We start from the raw sequence: 15,627 nt of genomic DNA on the forward strand, positions 1-15,627 counted from the left end.
GATAAAATTTACGCGATCGTAAAATATTAATTTTCAGATTCACTTGTAATATGATGCAACTAGCATGAATTGTAATGGTGATTGATTCATCAAGATGAAAACAATTCATGCGGCCATTGAAAATAAACATGCAGAACTAATAAGAAAAAGTGCCTTGAGGACTATCTGATTTAGATCAAATTCTGTAAGATGGCGCAATATATACAGGTGTAACGAAAACGTTTGCGTCTAGGCGGGGCCTAGCTTTATGATTTTTCGATACGCACCGAAGATTTATGATTACCACCGATTCACACAAGGATCTGAATTTTTCAGGTACTTCTGTCAATTAGTACGAGAACAATCTGAGTCAGGAGATACAGATGCTAAAACGCGACATGAATATTGCCGATTATGACGCAGAACTTTTTGCAGCCATTCAGGAAGAAACTGCGCGTCAGGAAGAGCACATCGAGTTAATTGCCTCTGAAAACTACACCAGCCCACGTGTAATGGAAGCGCAAGGTTCTCAGCTGACGAATAAGTATGCCGAAGGTTATCCGGGCAAGCGCTACTATGGCGGTTGTGAGTATGTCGACAAGGCTGAGCAGCTAGCTATCGAGCGCGCCTGTCAGCTATTCGGCGCAGAATATGCGAACGTTCAGCCGCACTCAGGCTCACAGGCCAACAACGCGGTTTACATGGCACTGCTGAATGCCGGCGATACGGTATTGGGTATGAGCCTGGCACACGGCGGTCACTTGACTCACGGCTCTCCGGTAAACTTCTCGGGTAAGCTATATAACATCATTCCTTACGGCATTGATGAAAGTGGTCAGATTGACTACGAAGAGATGGAAGCTCTTGCTCTGGAGCACAAGCCGAAGATGATCATCGGTGGCTTCTCTGCTTATTCTCAGGTTGTTGACTGGAAGCGCATGCGTGAAATCGCTGACAAAGTGGGCGCGTACTTCTTTGTTGATATGGCACACGTAGCAGGCCTGATCGCTGCCGGTGTGTACCCGAACCCTGTACCGCATGCCCACGTGGTAACAACGACGACTCACAAAACACTGGCGGGCCCACGTGGTGGCCTGATCCTGTCGAGCGAAGGCGAAGAGCTGTACAAGAAGCTGAACTCCGCAGTATTCCCTGGTGGTCAGGGTGGTCCTCTGATGCACGTGATCGCGGCTAAAGCGGTTGCTTTCAAAGAAGCGATGGAGCCAGAGTTTAAAGACTACCAGGCACGCGTTGTTGAAAATGCCAAGGCAATGGTGGCTGAGTTTATCGAGCGCGGCTACAAGATTGTCTCTGGCGGTACCGAAAACCACCTGTTCCTGGTTGATCTGATCGACAAGGGCATCACAGGTAAAGAAGCAGACGCAGCCTTGGGTGAAGCCAACATCACGGTGAACAAGAACAGTGTACCGAACGATCCTCGCAGCCCGTTTGTGACTTCGGGTATCCGTTTGGGTACGCCTGCGATCACTCGTCGTGGTTTCTCGGTTGAAGAAGCCAAGCAGCTGGCAGGCTGGATCTGTGATGTTCTGGACAACACCGACAAGCCAGAAGTGATTGAAGCGACTAAGGCGAAGGTGCTGGACATCTGTAAGCGTCTACCTGTTTACGCTTAATAGCACCTGTCTTTTTGCAACTGTGATGCGGTTGCAACAACTTGGTTATAAGAAAACGGCACCTGCTTAAGGTGCCGTTTTGCTTTTGTCAGCCAGAATAATAAGAAAAACCATTCTTATACTCTCAATAACCGATTGAAATGAGTTACACTGAGTCGACGAATTTTAGGAGGCAAGATGCATTGTCCTTTTTGTGGTGCAAATGACACCAAAGTAATCGATTCCCGTCTGGTTGCAGACGGCCATCAAGTCCGTCGTCGCCGTCAGTGTCTGGCGTGTAATGAGCGCTACACGACGTTTGAAACCGCTGAGTTAGTCATGCCTCGGGTGATTAAAACCAACGGTAACCGTGACCCGTTCAACGAAGACAAGCTTCGTGGCGGGATCCAGCGTGCGCTGGAAAAACGGCCGGTGAGTGCTGATGACATCGAACGTGCCATCAACACAATTAAGTCTCGTCTTCGTGCGACGGGCGAGCGTGAAGTACCGTCAGAGATGATAGGAAACCTGGTGATGGAAGCGCTGAAGGAACTGGATAAGGTTGCCTATATCCGGTTTGCCTCTGTTTACCGTAGTTTTGAAGATATTCGTGAATTTGGTGAAGAAATCGCCAAGTTAGAGAAGTAAGCGGTGTTAGCGGCAGTTACCTGCCGGCTAACGCCATCAAGTGAATGCTAAGCCAGATGTTCTCACCCATAGATCATGCCATGATGCTGCGTGCCATTGAGTTGGCAAAACGTGGTCGTTTTACAACTGCTCCGAACCCCAACGTTGGTTGTGTGATAGCCCACGGCGATAACATTGTCGGGGAAGGTTACCATTATCAGGCTGGTCAGCCGCATGCCGAAGTGTTTGCGCTGCGTGCCGCGGGCGATAAGGCCCGGGGAGCCACTGCCTATGTCACGCTAGAGCCTTGTTCTCACTACGGACGCACACCGCCTTGTGCCGAAGCGCTTGTTAAGGCCAAGGTATCACGGGTTGTGTGCGCGATGGTTGATCCTAACCCGCAAGTAGCTGGGCGCGGTATCGAGATGCTGCAGGTGGCCGGAATCGAAGTTCAGACTGGTCTGCTTGAAGCAGATGCCCAAGCGCTGAATCCTGGTTTTATCAAGCGGATGAAAACCGGGATGCCGTATGTGCAACTGAAGCTGGCATCGAGCCTTGATGGCCGTACTGCGCTGTCTAATGGCCAGAGCAAGTGGATCACAGGGGCTGCGGCCCGCTCGGATGTCCAGCGCTTCAGGGCCAGGGCAGGGGCGATCCTTTCAACCAGTGCGACCGTACTGGCCGACGACCCTTCGCTGAATATTCGTTGGGACGAGTTGGGTGAGGCGGTACAGCAAGAGTATCCGCAGTTGGCCGTTCGCCAGCCGTGTCGGGTTGTGATTGATAGTCAGAATCGGGTGACACCGGACCATAAGCTTGTACATTTGCCTGGGCAGACTATTTTGGCCCGCCGTGAACACGGTGACGAAGCATGGCCTGAGTCAGTTGAGCAGTTACTGGTACCGGCAACCGAAGCCGGAGGTCCGCTCGATTTGCCAGCGCTGATGAAGGCATTGTCTGAGCAGGATATCAACCACATCTGGGTTGAGGCTGGTGCCGGACTGGCCGGTGCGCTGCTCTCGGCGGATCTGGTTGATGAGCTAATTATTTACCAGGCACCTAAACTGATGGGAAGCGACAGCCGCGGGCTGGTTGATCTGCAGGGGCTGACGGCAATGTCTCAGGTGCCTGAGCTGGCGATCAGCGATGTTCGGATGGTCGGGCCGGATATCCGGATCACTGCCCGAGTCAAACAAGTTTAACGAGCAATTCAAGGAATTTTAATTCATGTTTACTGGCATTATCGAAGCTGTAGGTACGATTACGGCCCTGACGCCGAAAGGTGCGGATATTTCTGTCACGGTCGATGCCGGCAAGCTCGATCTATCCGATGTCAAATTGGGTGACAGTATTGCAACCAACGGAGTATGCCTGACCGTCGTTGAGCTGACCGGTAGCGGTTATGTTGCCGATCTCTCTCTGGAAACTCTCCAGCGTACTGCTTTTGCCAACTACAAGGCCGGACAGAAGGCCAATCTGGAAAAAGCCATGTTGCCGACGACCCGTTTCGGCGGTCATATGGTTTCCGGACATGTAGACGATGTCGCTGAAATTATTGAGCGCACCCATACCGGACGGGCGATCGAGTTCTGGGTCAGGGCACCTGAGCATCTGGCAAAATATATTTCGGAGAAAGGCTCGGTATCCGTCGATGGTATCAGCCTGACCGTCAACGCGATCCGTGGCAATGAGTTCAAGCTGACAATCGTGCCGCATACCGCGGCGGAAACGACAATGGAATCTTTTAAAGCGGGACGCAAAGTCAACCTGGAGGTTGATGTGATTGCCCGCTACCTAGAGCGTTTGATGCTAGGTGAGAAAGCCGCAGATAAAAAGTCGGAAGTTACCATGGACCTACTGGCAAAAACTGGGTTCTTAGGATAAAGCATTAGGATAAAGGTATTGTTATGGCGTTAAGCAGTGCAAAAGAAATAATCGAAGATATCCGCCTGGGTAAGATGGTTATCCTCATGGATGATGAAGATCGCGAGAATGAAGGCGATCTGATCATGGCATCAGAGAGAATCACGCCTGAAGCGGTGAACTTTATGGCGACCAACGGCCGGGGCCTGATTTGCCTGACCTTGACCCAGACGCGCTGCAAGCAGCTTAACCTGCCGCTGATGGTGCAGGATAATACCGAGCAGTTTAGTACCAATTTTACAGTATCGATTGAGGCGGCCGAGGGAGTGACCACTGGGATCTCCGCGGCAGACCGTGCCCGTACCGTTCAGGCGGCGGTGGCTGAAAATGCCACGGCGGCTGATATTGTCATGCCGGGACACATCTTTCCGCTCATGGCTCAGGAAGGCGGTGTGCTTGCACGCGCCGGTCATACCGAAGCCGGTTGTGATGTTGCCCGCCTGGCTGGTCTGGAGCCATCCAGCGTTATTGTCGAGATCCTCAATGAAGACGGCACCATGGCTCGTCGCCCTGACTTGGAAGTGTTTGCCGAAAAACACGGCCTGAAACTGGGGACTATTGCCGATCTGATCGAATACCGTAACAACAACGAAACGACAATTGAACGTGTGGCGGAATGCCGACTGCCGACAGAGTTTGGTGAGTTCGACATGATCACCTACCGAGATACGATCGACAATGAAATTCATTATGCGCTGCGCAAGGGTGATGTGGCACCCGAGTCATCGACTTTAGTTCGTGTTCACCTGCAAGATACATTCAAAGATATTCTTCACTCGGGCGCGTCGCAGTGGACCCTGCCAGCAGCCATGAAGCGTATTGCTGACGAGGGCGGTGTGCTGGTGGTACTAAGCAAGCACGAACCGCAAGAAGCGGTGATCACCAAGCTGAAACAGCTGGCAGCACAGGAAGAGGGCAAACCGGTGGTGAAGCTGAATCCGAAAGATCAGTCTCGCCAGGTGGGTGTGGGCTCTCAGATCCTATCCGATCTGGGTGTGTCGAAAATGCGGCTGCTGTCTTCTTCTACCCAGCGTTACCATTCACTGTCAGGCTTTGGCCTGGAAGTCGTTGAGTATATTTGCGAGTAAATCAGTAGATGGGCCAGTATCGACTGGCCTGTTTTTTCTTTCTCTTGTTGCTGCTTAGCTGCAGGACAGGAGGTTATTTTGATAATACCGGCGAGAAATACGCGCTTATCACCTGTTATGACCGATTATTTATTCACCCTGAGCCGGTGAGATGTCAATTGGTATAACTTTTAAAGTGTGATAGACTCCCGCGGTTTCTCAAACCGGAAAGACATAGTCACAGGAAGGCCCATGAAGGTAATTGAAGGCGCCATCGCGGCACCAAACGCAAAAGTTGCTATCGTAATCGCACGCTTCAACAGCTTTATCAACGAAAGCCTGCTTTCAGGTGCGTTGGACGCACTGAAACGTCAAGGTCAGGTAAGCGATGACAATATCACTGTTGTTCGTTGCCCTGGTGCATACGAGCTTCCACTGGTTGCCCAGCAGGTTGCTAAGAGCGATCGTTACGATGCTATCGTGGCGCTAGGCTCTGTGATCCGTGGCGGTACGCCACACTTTGATTATGTTGCCGGTGAGTGTAATAAAGGTCTGGCGCAGATCGCTCTTGAGTTTAATACTCCGGTAGCGTTCGGTGTTCTGACTGTAGATTCAATCGAACAAGCCATTGAGCGTGCCGGTACCAAGGCTGGTAATAAAGGGGCAGAGGCTGCACTAAGCGCGCTTGAAATGGTTAATGTCCTGTCCCAAATCGAATCCTAATGGGGGTTACTGTGAAACCAGCCGCACGTCGAAATGCACGTCACTTTGCTATCCAAGCTATTTATTCTTGGCAGATCACTAAGGGCAATGTTGCCGATATCGAGCAGCACTTCCTTTCTGGCGATAAATTTGAAGAAGAAGAGCACCAGGCTGACGCGCCTGAGCTGGCAGCACCGCATACTGACGTTGCTTACTTCCGTGACCTGTTTACAGGTGTGGTTCTGAACCATCAGGAACTGGACAGCAAAATGCGTCCGTACCTGTCTCGTCCGCTACAGGACCTGGATCAGATGGAACTTGCGCTGCTTCGTCTTGCTATGTACGAGATGACCAAGCGTGATGACGTACCATACAAAGTGGTGATCAACGAAGCTATCGAACTGGCCAAGGCCTTCGGTGCGGAAGACAGCCACAAGTTTGTAAACGGTGTGCTGGATAAAGCGGCACCGACACTTCGCAAGAAGTAATCGAATACGATTCTAGAGGGCCAGCTTAGCTGGCCTTTTTTCTGTCTTTAATTTGAAAACAGTATGGCTAGTAACGAATTTGACCTTATTGCTCGGTATTTTGAGCACCAGAATGTTAACCGCCGTGATGTGGCCTTGTCCATCGGTGATGATTGTGCCCTGCTGGAAGTGCCGGACGGCAGCCAGCTTGCCGTCAGTACTGACTCACTGGTAGCAGGTACTCACTTTTTGGCTGATGCTGATCCGGCGCTGGTAGCCCATAAGGCTTTGGCCTCAAACCTTAGCGACCTGGCAGCTATGGGGGCAACGCCAGCTTGGGTGTCACTGGCATTGACCTTGCCTTCTCCGGATGAAAGTTGGCTACGCCAGTTTTGCCAGGGCTTTTTTGCACTGGCTGACTATTACAATGTTCAGCTGGTGGGTGGCGATACTACCAAAGGGCCGCTGAGTATTACGATTACCGTTCATGGCTTTGTTCCCAAGGGGAAAGCGCTCACCCGCAGTGGAGCGAAATCAGGTGACTGGGTCTATGTTACCGGTAATTTGGGGGATAGCGCCGCCGGGCTTTCTTTGCTGCTTGGCGAGAAGATTGTGAGTGATCCGCAACTAATAGAGACCTTGCTTGATCGCCATTACAAGGCGCAGCCCCGGATTTTGGCTGGACAGGCACTGCGCGGGATAGCCTCGGCAGCCTTGGATATTTCTGACGGCTTGATTTCTGATCTCGGCCACATACTGAAGCGCTCCGGGCTGGCGGCCAGCATCGAGGTTGATAAACTGCCGCTGTCGCCGGAGCTGTGTTTGTTTGAGGCTGACAGGGACAAGGCCCTGCAGCTGGCGCTGGGCAGTGGCGAAGAATACGAGCTCTGCTTTACGGTTCCTGAGCAGAACCGTGGAGCAATCGATACGACTCTGGCACACTGTGGCGTCAAGGCGACCTGTATCGGTCAGTTGCGCCCGGGACGGGGGATCACGCTGATCAGAGCTGATCAGCCGCTTGACTGGCAGTTGCATGGCTATGATCATTTTGCGGAGTAGTAAGTGGGAAATCCTAAAGAGAATATCAACCTGACAAATCCTTGGCATTTGCTGGCAACAGGGTTCGGTAGTGGCTTGTCACCAATCATACCGGGAACCATGGGCACTGTGGCGGCCATCCCTTTTTATCTATTGATGGTTAAGCTCCCTTTTGCGGCTTATCTGGTGATCACGGTAGTCGCGGCGCTGGTCGGTATTATCATTTGTCAGAAAACCTCGGATGATATGGGTGTTCACGACCACGGCAGTATCGTCTGGGATGAGTTTGTCGGTTTCTGGATCACCATGGCGGTAGCCCCGGTAGCGAGCTGGGAATGGGTACTGACAGGTTTTGTCCTGTTCCGTTTCTTTGACATGGTCAAACCGTGGCCGATCAGCTGGTTGGATAAACATGTCCATGGCGGCCTGGGAATCATGGTAGATGATATCCTGGCAGGCTTTATGGCAATGATTGCCCTGTGGGGAGTAGGTTACTGGATGGGCTGGTAGAAGAAGCCTACAGCCTGATAACGGAAGTTTTAACCGCGCAATAGCGCGGCTTTTTTGTAGATAAACCGGCTTTAAATCAACCTGCTAAAAATTGTTCGTCTAGGCTTTATTAAGGTTTTCAGAACAATTAAGTGGTGAGCTATGCCGTGGCGCGGGTTGGGGTTAGTTGCAGGGTTATTGTTGGCCTATCAGGCTAATGCACAGGTTTATCCCTCGACAGGGGTGGCCTGGGTGTTACCGGGAAGCTGGGATGAGCCGTTGGCTACATCGTTCTTCAACACGGCGCAGGACGTGAAAGACTGGGAGGCAAGCCATGCGGATATTATTTTTGGCGGCATGCAGGATGTTGATGTTAACCGCCAGACCATTGCGATGGGGTATATCTATAGCCAGAAGCTGGACTGTCGGCCGGGAAAACAGTCGGCATGGGTAAGTAAACAGGCTGCACTGGCCGGGATTGATATGGAAGACGGTTTCATGCATTTCTCCGAAGATACCCTGTTAGCGGCAGATAAGCCGAGTTCTGGCTTGGATTATCTGCTCAAAGGTCAGCCCTATCACTTGCTGCTGGTTCGTAATAATCAGTTCTCTACTGCGCGTTTGCCGCTGATTCTTCAGCCGGGCGACGAGGTGATCCTCTTCTCTTCCTACCCGTTTGATGCCCTTGAGCTTGTTGCTGACGGCTCGCCTTTGCTAAAACGCAACCTGACCGATGAGAAGGGAAATGTGGCTGGCTGGAAAAAGACTAAGGTTGACTGGTCCCAGTCCGGTTCGGATATCGTTTCCGGGTCGCTGTCTGGCTCTCAAGGAGGAAGCACTCAAGGGGAAAAAATACTGACGGGTTATCTTGAGCATCAAGAAACCTGGCACAGTGCATGGCCGTATTACCAGCAACGTAAACTCAACAGCGGAAATATTGGCTTGGATAACGGCCTAAAAACATGGATGGTTAAGCTCGCCTGGCCGGATGAGACTAGGCTCAGTGAGTTACGTATTAAGCCTTGGCTGCAGCTCGATGCCAAGCAGTTGCGGATCCCCGGCTGGGACAGTGCCAATGATCAGGACGGTGACGGGTATGTGAGCGCCACCGAGTTTAATGAACGCCCTAATACCAAGGCCAGTGCCCGTTTCAGGCATCAGGCACGCCTGATACCGGCCAGCAATATGTGGCCGGGTACCTGCTGGTACCGGGTGAGTTTTGCTAATGATGCTTTTAATGAAGTGCATGCCAATTGGTATCGTCATGACTGGCAGCGGCAGGGGCTAAGCGGGGCATACAATGATGATATGGCCAAGTTGCTCGACAGCAATCAGTTCAGTGTCCTTGAGGGCGGGCTGCTCAGCGAACTGCCGCTCAAGGCCGGTACGCCAGACGCGGCAACAGAGTATGCCAAGCAACTGGCCGATTTTTTGCTCCGGGTGAAAAAGAAAACGCAAACCACCTGGCTGGCTGCGAATATCTCGGAGATTAACCTCTGGCATTATTCGGTATGGCCGGTGCAGTTGCGGGATGTCATTGATCTCTGGTTGCGGGAACACTATCTCACCCCGGCGATGGGCTTGCAGAGGATGCAGCGTGCCTGGGAGACCTTTGCGTTGGCCAAGGCTGGTGACAAAAGTGTCATCATGGCGTCGGTGAAAGGAGGGCGCAGCGAGCTGGCCCCCTCTTCTGATCTCGCCTGGCAGCGGGATATAGAAACTGGGCTGGCTCAATACTACTTTTTTAACCTGCCCGGTTATACCTTCTTCCATAGTTGGAACCAAACCTATTTTTATGGCAGCGGCAATACGACGTTGCGTAACTGGTACCGGCAGGGGGTACCCAAAAACTGGGTTTACCAGCCGACGGGGATGTTGGAAATTGATATCGGCCGGCCTGTTAATATCCCTAAAGGACACAAGGCGGTGATCTGGGAAAACAAGGGGGATAAGGCAAAAACATCGGCATCGATGATATCGGATATTGCGCTGAAACCGGCAAACTGGTTCTGGCTTTACCGCTCCGGCTGGTTTGGTGATTTTCCCCGGGAAGGAGTGATTGCACGCCGTTACAGCGAAGGCTTGGTTGTTTACCGGGCCGTTAAAGAAAGAAATCAGAAAGGCTTTTTGCTGGCCAAACCTATGCGGATATCCCTGCCGGGAGAATATCAGCGGGTAAATTACGACGGTTCGCTGGGTGAGCCTATGCGCTATATCGAGCTGGGAGGTTACGAGGGGGCGGTGCTGAAAAAGGTGCCCTGGCCCAATGTGACTGTGGTTGGGGAGAACTTCTAAAACCGGAGCCCGGCAGCTAAGAAAGCTACCGGGCTAGGGTTTTATCCTTGTTAGTCGATGTAGGCTTTTATCTGCTTCTCGATGCCCGGGCCATCAATTTCGAGCAGGGCATGAAGTTCCGCCTGAGTGCCTTGTTCGATAAAGCGATCCGGCAGGCCGATGTTCAGTACCGGCTTGAGCACTTTCTGCTTCATCAGGAACTCGTTCACACCGCTACCGGCACCACCGGCAATGGCATTCTCCTCAACGGTCACCAAGGTGTCGTGGGTCGCTGCTAGCTCCAGGATCAAAGCTTCGTCGAGAGGCTTGACGAAACGCATATCGGCCACGGTTGCGTTTAGATTTTCAGCCGCTTCCAGCGCATAGCTCAGGGTGGTGCCGAAGTTAAGGATAGCGATCTTCTCACCTTGACGGCGAACAATCCCTTTACCTATCTCCAGAGCCGTCATCTCGCGGTTTGGCACAATACCGGTACCGCTGCCGCGTGGGTAGCGTACTGCACTTGGTCCCTGGTGCTGGTGGCCAGTGTAGAGCATCTGGCGACATTCGTTTTCGTCACTTGGTGCCATAATCACCATGTTGGGAATACAGCGCATGAAGCTCAGATCAAACGAGCCCTGGTGCGTTTGTCCGTCGGCCCCGACCAGGCCGCCGCGGTCAATGGCAAACATCACCGGTAGATCCATGATCGCGATATCGTGGATCAGCTGATCATAGCCGCGCTGTAAGAAGGTCGAATAGATGGCAACAACCGGGTGGTAGCCACCGATAGCCATGCCTGTTGCCAGAGTAACAGCATGTTGCTCGGCAATGGCAACATCAAAATACTGCTCAGGGAACGCTTTCGAGAACCGAACCATGCCAGAGCCTTCACGCATGGCCGGGGTAATGGCCATTAGCTTGCTGTCCTGCTCGGCCATATCGCACAGCCAGTCGCCGAAGATATTGGAGAACGTTGGCTGGCTCTTGGTTTTCGGAATCGGGTTCTGGGTCAGATCAAATTTCGGTACGGCGTGATAGTTGATCGGATCTGCTTCGGCCGGGGCATAGCCCTTGCCTTTCTTGGTCATGATATGAAGGAACTGCGGTCCTTTGAGGTTACGCATGTTCTTCAGGGTATTGACCAGCTCGTCGACATCATGGCCATCAACAGGGCCGATATAATTAAAGCCCAGCTCCTCGAACATGGTACCGGGAACAACCATGCCTTTAATGTGCTCCTCGGCGCGTTTGACCAGCTCCTTGATCGGCGGCGCACCAGACAGCACTTTCTTGCCGCCTTCACGGATGGTGGTATAGAGGCTGCCGGACAACAAGCGCGCAAGGTGGTTATTCATTGCACCTACGTTTTCCGAAATCGACATCTCGTTGTCGTTCAGGATCACGAGCATATCCGAGTGGACGTCACCGGCATGGTTCATCGCTTCAAATGCCATCCCAGCTGTGATTGCGCCGTCGCCGATCACGCTGACCACTTTTCGGCCGAGGCCTTCTTTTTCCGCGGCAATCGCCATCCCCAGTCCGGCACTGATCGAGGTCGAGGAGTGGCCGACGGAAAGAACGTCATATTCGCTCTCTTCACGCCACGGGAATGGGTGGATCCCGTCTTTCTGACGGATCGTCGGCATCGCCTCGCGGCGGCCGGTAAGTATTTTGTGCGGGTATGCCTGGTGACCGACGTCCCAGATGAGGTGATCGAACGGTGTATTGTAGACATAGTGCAGGGCAACCGTCAGCTCGACGGCACCAAGGCCGGAGGCAAAGTGACCGCTGCTTTGGCTTACTGACTTCAGTAAGTAGGTACGTAGCTCGTCGCAGACAGCAGGTAGACTGTCGACTGGTAACAAGCGAAGTTCATCTGGAGTGTTTGCCAGAGCCAGATGAGGGTATTTTGAAATATCCAGTGTCATAACATTTCGGCGCTTTTACTGTTTTTTAGTTATTGCGCTCGATGACGTATCGGGCAAAAACTTCTAATTGGTCTGTATTGTAGGGTATTGCGTCCAATGCTTGTAGCGCTTCTTGATAAAGTTGCTGAGCTTTTTGCTTCGCACCTTCCAATCCGAGTAAGGCAGGGTAGGTGCTTTTTTCTAGTTCGAGATCTGAACCTTGCGGTTTTCCCAAGGTTTCTGTGTCGCTGGTAACATCCAGAATATCGTCCTGAACCTGGAAGGCCAGGCCGATAGCATCCGCATATTGGTTGAGCTGCGGCAGTATCTCTGCACCTTTGTCACCGGCGGCAAGCGCCCCGAGGCGAACCGCACAGCGAATCAATGCGCCGGTTTTATGCTTGTGGATGGTTTCCAGCTCCTGCAGCGTAACATCCTGTCCCTCAGCCGCCAGATCCAGTGCCTGCCCCATGCACATTCCAGCCGCGCCTGATGCCTGTGCCAGCTCTCTGACCATCTGGATGCGGTATGTCTCCCCGCCTTCGCTCAAGGGACCAGTTGCCAGAATCTCAAAAGCCAGCGTCTGCAGCGAGTCGCCAGCCAAAATGGCTGTCGCCTCATCAAAGGCAATATGGCAGGTCGGCTGACCACGGCGCAAGTCATCGTTGTCCATCGCCGGCAGATCGTCATGAATTAATGAATACGCATGAATGCATTCCACTGCCGCCGCTGGAGTATCAAGATTAGCACAATCGGCACCAAGCATCTGGCCTGTTACGTAGGTCAGGAAAGGGCGAGCACGTTTGCCACCCAGCAACGTACCGTGCTTCATGGCCTCGATGAGAGGCTGTTCAGCGTACGGCTGCGCCGAGATCCATTGTGCCAGTTGCTGGTTATTACGCTGCTGGTAATACTGTAGAGACTGTGACAGGGAAGTGTTTTTATTCATTATCGGCATCAAATTCAGTCAGGGGGGCTTCATCATCTGCCTGAAGCAGAATCTCTACTCGTTGCTCGGCCTGAGTCAGTTTTTGCTGGCTGCTACGGGCAAGCGCAATGCCACGCTCAAATTTCTTCAGCGCATCTTCGAGCGCAATGTCACCGGATTCCAGCTCATTTACGATGCTGTCTAGTTCGTCCAGTGCGGCTTCAAACGCCATATTTTCAGGTTTTTTAGCTGCCATAAAGGGTTCACTATGATTTAAGTGCAGGAAAAATAACGTAGAGAGTTTACAGCGTCAAATTATGTCACAGGATTCTGTGTCGCCAACAGTTATTTTCGAGTTTTGCTGTCAAGAAAGCTAAATCAAAATTCAATGATGCCGATATAGTCTGAGTTGGTTAGAATAGCCACAGAAATCATTTTGGCTACGTGTCGCAAGTTGGAGAATTACCGGTGGATTTGGCTACCCTCATAGGTTTAATCGGGTCATTTGCCTTCGTTATCATGGCGATGGTACTGGGCGGTAGTATCAGTATGTTCATTGATACGCAGTCGATCCTGATCGTTTTATGTGGCTCGATGTTTGTTGCCTTGATGCAATATAGCGTTGGCCAGTTTTTTGGTGCGGCAAAAATCGCAGTAAAAGCGTTTATGTTCAAAACCGACAACCCTGAAGACTTAATTGCCAAGGTTGTCGAGATGGCTGATGCGGCACGTAAAGGTGGTTTTCTGGCATTGGAAGAGATGGAAGTGGAAAACTCTTTCTTGCGCAAAGGTATAGACTTGCTGGTTGACGGCCATGATGCTGATGTAGTCCGGGCTACTTTGCAGAAAGATATCGCCCTGACTAACGAGCGCCACGAGCTGGGGGCGGGAATTTTCAAGGCTCTGGGTGATGTTGCGCCAGCAATGGGGATGATCGGTACACTGATCGGCCTGGTAGCGATGCTGTCCAACATGGATGACCCCAAGTCGATCGGACCTGCGATGGCCGTTGCACTTTTGACTACCCTGTACGGGGCTGTAATGGCGAACATGGTGATGTTGCCGATTGCTGCCAAGCTCCAGTTGCGCAAAGACGAAGAAAAGCTGAACCGTCGTCTGATCCTCGACGGGGTGCTGGCTATTCAGGATGGTCAGAACCCGCGGGTGATTGACGGCTACCTGAAAAATTATCTGAACGAGAAGAAACGTAGTATCGACGGCGACGAGTAACAGGAGGGACGATGGAAGAAGAATGCAAATGTCCCCCCCCGGGGCTGCCGGCATGGATGGGAACCTTTGCCGATCTGATGTCACTGCTGATGTGTTTCTTTGTACTCCTGCTGTCGTTTTCAGAGATGGATGTACTGAAATTTAAGCAAATTGCCGGCTCGATGAAGTTTGCTTTCGGTGTTCAAAACATGCTGGAAGTGAAAGATATTCCGAAAGGAACCAGCGTGATTGCTCAGGAATTTCGTCCCGGGCGTCCGGAGCCGACGCCGATTGAAGTTATCATGCAGCAGACGATTGATATGACCCAGCGTTCTCTGGACTTTCATGAGGGCGAGTCCGACAGGGCCGGCGGTACCCAGCGTGACGCCGGCAAGATGACGGGGGGGCAGAGTGCTGACTTGTCGACCGAGCAGAAGCAGAACAGCGATTCTGAACTGTCGGAATCACAAGAGCAACTGATGGAAATTCTGCAGAAGGCACTTGACCGTGAGATCCAGGACGGGGCGGTTGAAGTGGAAAGTTTCGGTCAGCAGGTCGTTATCCGGATCAAAGAGAAGGGATCGTTCCCTGCCGGTTCCGCTTTCTTGCAGCCCAAATTCAGGCCGCTGGTGAGGCAGGTTGCCGACTTGGTCAAGGATGTGCCTGGTGTGATCCGCGTCTCCGGCCATACTGACAACCAGAAGCTGGATTCGGAGCTATACCGTTCCAACTGGGACTTGTCAGCACAGCGCGCCGTGTCGGTTGCCCAGGAGATGGAAAAAGTGGATGGCTTTGAACACAAGCGTCTGCGGGTCGTCGGGTTGGCCGATACGGCACCGCTGAACAACAACAAGACCGAGTCGCAACGCAAAGAGAACCGCCGGGTCGAGATTTCTATCATGCAGGGCGAACCCTATTATTCGGATGAAGTGCCTAGCGTCGGAAATTAAGCCTACACTAAACCTAATAGTGGAATGATATACAGGGAAGGGAGCTTACCCTGTATATCCTTGTTTCAGCAACAGCCTGCTTGCTGTATAATCCGCGCCTTTGATCCCTTTTAGGATTAATCCTTTTGGTATTGTTTGGCCCAGTGTAGCGAAGCGTGTTATGAAATTTATCGTTAAACCCCATCCTGAGATTTTTGTAAAGAGTGATTCTGTTCGAAAACGCTTCACCAAAATCCTGGAAAGCAACATCCGCATTATTGTTCAGCGTTTGTCCGATTCAGTAGCGGTACAAAATCGCCGTAGTCACATCGAAGTGTCATCAAAAGATGACAGCATTCGTGATCAGGTTCTGGCGGTATTAACGCAAACGCCAGGTATTCACCATTCGCTGGAAGTGAAGCAAAGTGACTTCACTGACATGCACGATATCTATGAGCAGACACTAGAACAC

The 15,627-nt window shown here is 52.0% G+C and carries 15 protein-coding genes and 1 pseudogene; 13 read left to right on the forward strand and 3 right to left on the reverse strand.

Annotated features, from left to right (window positions below; all coding sequences use genetic code 11):
- The first annotated feature begins 362 nt into the window (after positions 1–362).
- The 10 genes from glyA to MHN01_RS04715 all read left to right on the forward strand — a co-directional run bounded on the left by glyA (position 363) and on the right by MHN01_RS04715 (position 10,200).
- Entirely contained in the window at positions 363–1,613 is a 1,251-nt protein-coding gene (gene glyA, locus MHN01_RS04670; RefSeq protein WP_239410255.1) for a serine hydroxymethyltransferase, read from the forward strand.
- Between the two features lie 177 nt (positions 1,614–1,790).
- The gene (gene nrdR, locus MHN01_RS04675; RefSeq protein ID WP_075763701.1) at positions 1,791–2,240 is read left to right on the forward strand and encodes a transcriptional regulator NrdR; all 450 of its coding nucleotides are present in this window, start codon (positions 1,791–1,793) and stop codon (positions 2,238–2,240) included.
- A gap of 56 nt (positions 2,241–2,296) precedes the next feature.
- Positions 2,297–3,421, forward strand: a complete 1,125-nt coding sequence (gene ribD / locus MHN01_RS04680; RefSeq protein ID WP_239410256.1) for a bifunctional diaminohydroxyphosphoribosylaminopyrimidine deaminase/5-amino-6-(5-phosphoribosylamino)uracil reductase RibD — start codon at positions 2,297–2,299, stop codon at positions 3,419–3,421.
- 25 nt (positions 3,422–3,446) lie between these two features.
- Complete coding sequence (locus MHN01_RS04685; protein ID WP_239410257.1) at positions 3,447–4,103, forward strand: riboflavin synthase; 657 nt, start codon at positions 3,447–3,449, stop codon at positions 4,101–4,103.
- Between the two features lie 23 nt (positions 4,104–4,126).
- The gene (gene ribBA, locus MHN01_RS04690; RefSeq protein WP_239410258.1) at positions 4,127–5,230 is read left to right on the forward strand and encodes a bifunctional 3,4-dihydroxy-2-butanone-4-phosphate synthase/GTP cyclohydrolase II; all 1,104 of its coding nucleotides are present in this window, start codon (positions 4,127–4,129) and stop codon (positions 5,228–5,230) included.
- A 231-nt stretch (positions 5,231–5,461) separates the two neighbouring features.
- Positions 5,462–5,932 carry a 6,7-dimethyl-8-ribityllumazine synthase gene (gene ribE / locus MHN01_RS04695; RefSeq protein ID WP_075763709.1) on the forward strand — a complete coding sequence of 157 codons (471 nt, stop codon included), beginning with the start codon at positions 5,462–5,464 and terminating at the stop codon, positions 5,930–5,932.
- The gene (gene nusB / locus MHN01_RS04700) at positions 5,932–6,399 is read left to right on the forward strand and encodes a transcription antitermination factor NusB (protein ID WP_239410259.1); all 468 of its coding nucleotides are present in this window, start codon (positions 5,932–5,934) and stop codon (positions 6,397–6,399) included. The genes ribE and nusB overlap by 1 nt, the downstream gene beginning before the upstream one ends.
- 63 nt (positions 6,400–6,462) lie before the next feature.
- Complete coding sequence (gene thiL / locus MHN01_RS04705; RefSeq protein ID WP_239410260.1) at positions 6,463–7,437, forward strand: thiamine-phosphate kinase; 975 nt, start codon at positions 6,463–6,465, stop codon at positions 7,435–7,437.
- Between the two features lie 3 nt (positions 7,438–7,440).
- Positions 7,441–7,926 (forward strand): phosphatidylglycerophosphatase A, encoded by a 486-nt coding sequence (gene pgpA, locus MHN01_RS04710; protein ID WP_160654501.1) that lies wholly within the window; start codon positions 7,441–7,443, stop codon positions 7,924–7,926.
- Between the two features lie 141 nt (positions 7,927–8,067).
- The gene (locus MHN01_RS04715; protein ID WP_239410261.1) at positions 8,068–10,200 is read left to right on the forward strand and encodes a hypothetical protein; all 2,133 of its coding nucleotides are present in this window, start codon (positions 8,068–8,070) and stop codon (positions 10,198–10,200) included.
- Between the two features lie 50 nt (positions 10,201–10,250).
- Here MHN01_RS04715 and dxs read toward each other — a convergent pair whose 3' ends face one another.
- Genes dxs through xseB form a run of 3 tightly spaced genes read right to left on the reverse strand, consistent with a single transcriptional unit; the run spans position 10,251 to position 13,273 of the window.
- On the reverse strand, positions 10,251–12,110 hold the full coding sequence (gene dxs / locus MHN01_RS04720) for a 1-deoxy-D-xylulose-5-phosphate synthase (protein WP_239410262.1): 1,860 nt from the start codon (positions 12,108–12,110) through the stop codon (positions 10,251–10,253).
- A 25-nt stretch (positions 12,111–12,135) separates the two neighbouring features.
- Positions 12,136–13,038, reverse strand: coding sequence for a (2E,6E)-farnesyl diphosphate synthase (gene ispA / locus MHN01_RS04725; RefSeq protein WP_239410263.1), 903 nt, complete (start codon positions 13,036–13,038; stop codon positions 12,136–12,138).
- Positions 13,031–13,273: an exodeoxyribonuclease VII small subunit gene (gene xseB / locus MHN01_RS04730; RefSeq protein ID WP_075763721.1), complete on the reverse strand. Its 243-nt coding sequence runs from the start codon at positions 13,271–13,273 to the stop codon at positions 13,031–13,033. Before xseB ends, ispA begins: the two co-directional genes overlap by 8 nt.
- 212 nt (positions 13,274–13,485) lie before the next feature.
- Between xseB and pomA the strand changes: the two genes are divergently transcribed.
- From pomA to MHN01_RS04745, 3 genes and pseudogenes are all read left to right on the forward strand, one after another.
- Positions 13,486–14,247 (forward strand): flagellar motor protein PomA, encoded by a 762-nt coding sequence (gene pomA / locus MHN01_RS04735; protein WP_239410264.1) that lies wholly within the window; start codon positions 13,486–13,488, stop codon positions 14,245–14,247.
- An 11-nt stretch (positions 14,248–14,258) separates the two neighbouring features.
- Entirely contained in the window at positions 14,259–15,176 is a 918-nt protein-coding gene (locus MHN01_RS04740; protein ID WP_239410265.1) for a flagellar motor protein MotB, read from the forward strand.
- Between the two features lie 160 nt (positions 15,177–15,336).
- Positions 15,337–15,627: pseudogene (locus MHN01_RS04745) on the forward strand (tRNA 4-thiouridine(8) synthase ThiI); the annotation flags it as partial.

This window comes from Photobacterium sp. OFAV2-7, assembly GCF_022347985.1.
Classification (GTDB): domain Bacteria; phylum Pseudomonadota; class Gammaproteobacteria; order Enterobacterales; family Vibrionaceae; genus Photobacterium.

Bases quoted from the DNA above. Each gene is read 5' to 3' on its own strand.
- ispA (WP_239410263.1), bottom strand. From the start codon at position 13,038: ATGAATAAAAACACTTCCCTGTCACAGTCTCTACAGTATTACCAGCAG.
- MHN01_RS04685 (WP_239410257.1), top strand. From the start codon at position 3,447: ATGTTTACTGGCATTATCGAAGCTGTAGGTACGATTACGGCCCTGACG.
- ribD (WP_239410256.1), top strand. From the start codon at position 2,297: ATGTTCTCACCCATAGATCATGCCATGATGCTGCGTGCCATTGAGTTG.
- glyA (WP_239410255.1), top strand. From the start codon at position 363: ATGCTAAAACGCGACATGAATATTGCCGATTATGACGCAGAACTTTTT.
- dxs (WP_239410262.1), bottom strand. From the start codon at position 12,110: ATGACACTGGATATTTCAAAATACCCTCATCTGGCTCTGGCAAACACT.
- nusB (WP_239410259.1), top strand. From the start codon at position 5,932: ATGGGGGTTACTGTGAAACCAGCCGCACGTCGAAATGCACGTCACTTT.
- MHN01_RS04715 (WP_239410261.1), top strand. From the start codon at position 8,068: ATGCCGTGGCGCGGGTTGGGGTTAGTTGCAGGGTTATTGTTGGCCTAT.
- ribE (WP_075763709.1), top strand. From the start codon at position 5,462: ATGAAGGTAATTGAAGGCGCCATCGCGGCACCAAACGCAAAAGTTGCT.
- MHN01_RS04740 (WP_239410265.1), top strand. From the start codon at position 14,259: ATGGAAGAAGAATGCAAATGTCCCCCCCCGGGGCTGCCGGCATGGATG.
- xseB (WP_075763721.1), bottom strand. From the start codon at position 13,273: ATGGCAGCTAAAAAACCTGAAAATATGGCGTTTGAAGCCGCACTGGAC.
- ribBA (WP_239410258.1), top strand. From the start codon at position 4,127: ATGGCGTTAAGCAGTGCAAAAGAAATAATCGAAGATATCCGCCTGGGT.
- thiL (WP_239410260.1), top strand. From the start codon at position 6,463: ATGGCTAGTAACGAATTTGACCTTATTGCTCGGTATTTTGAGCACCAG.
- nrdR (WP_075763701.1), top strand. From the start codon at position 1,791: ATGCATTGTCCTTTTTGTGGTGCAAATGACACCAAAGTAATCGATTCC.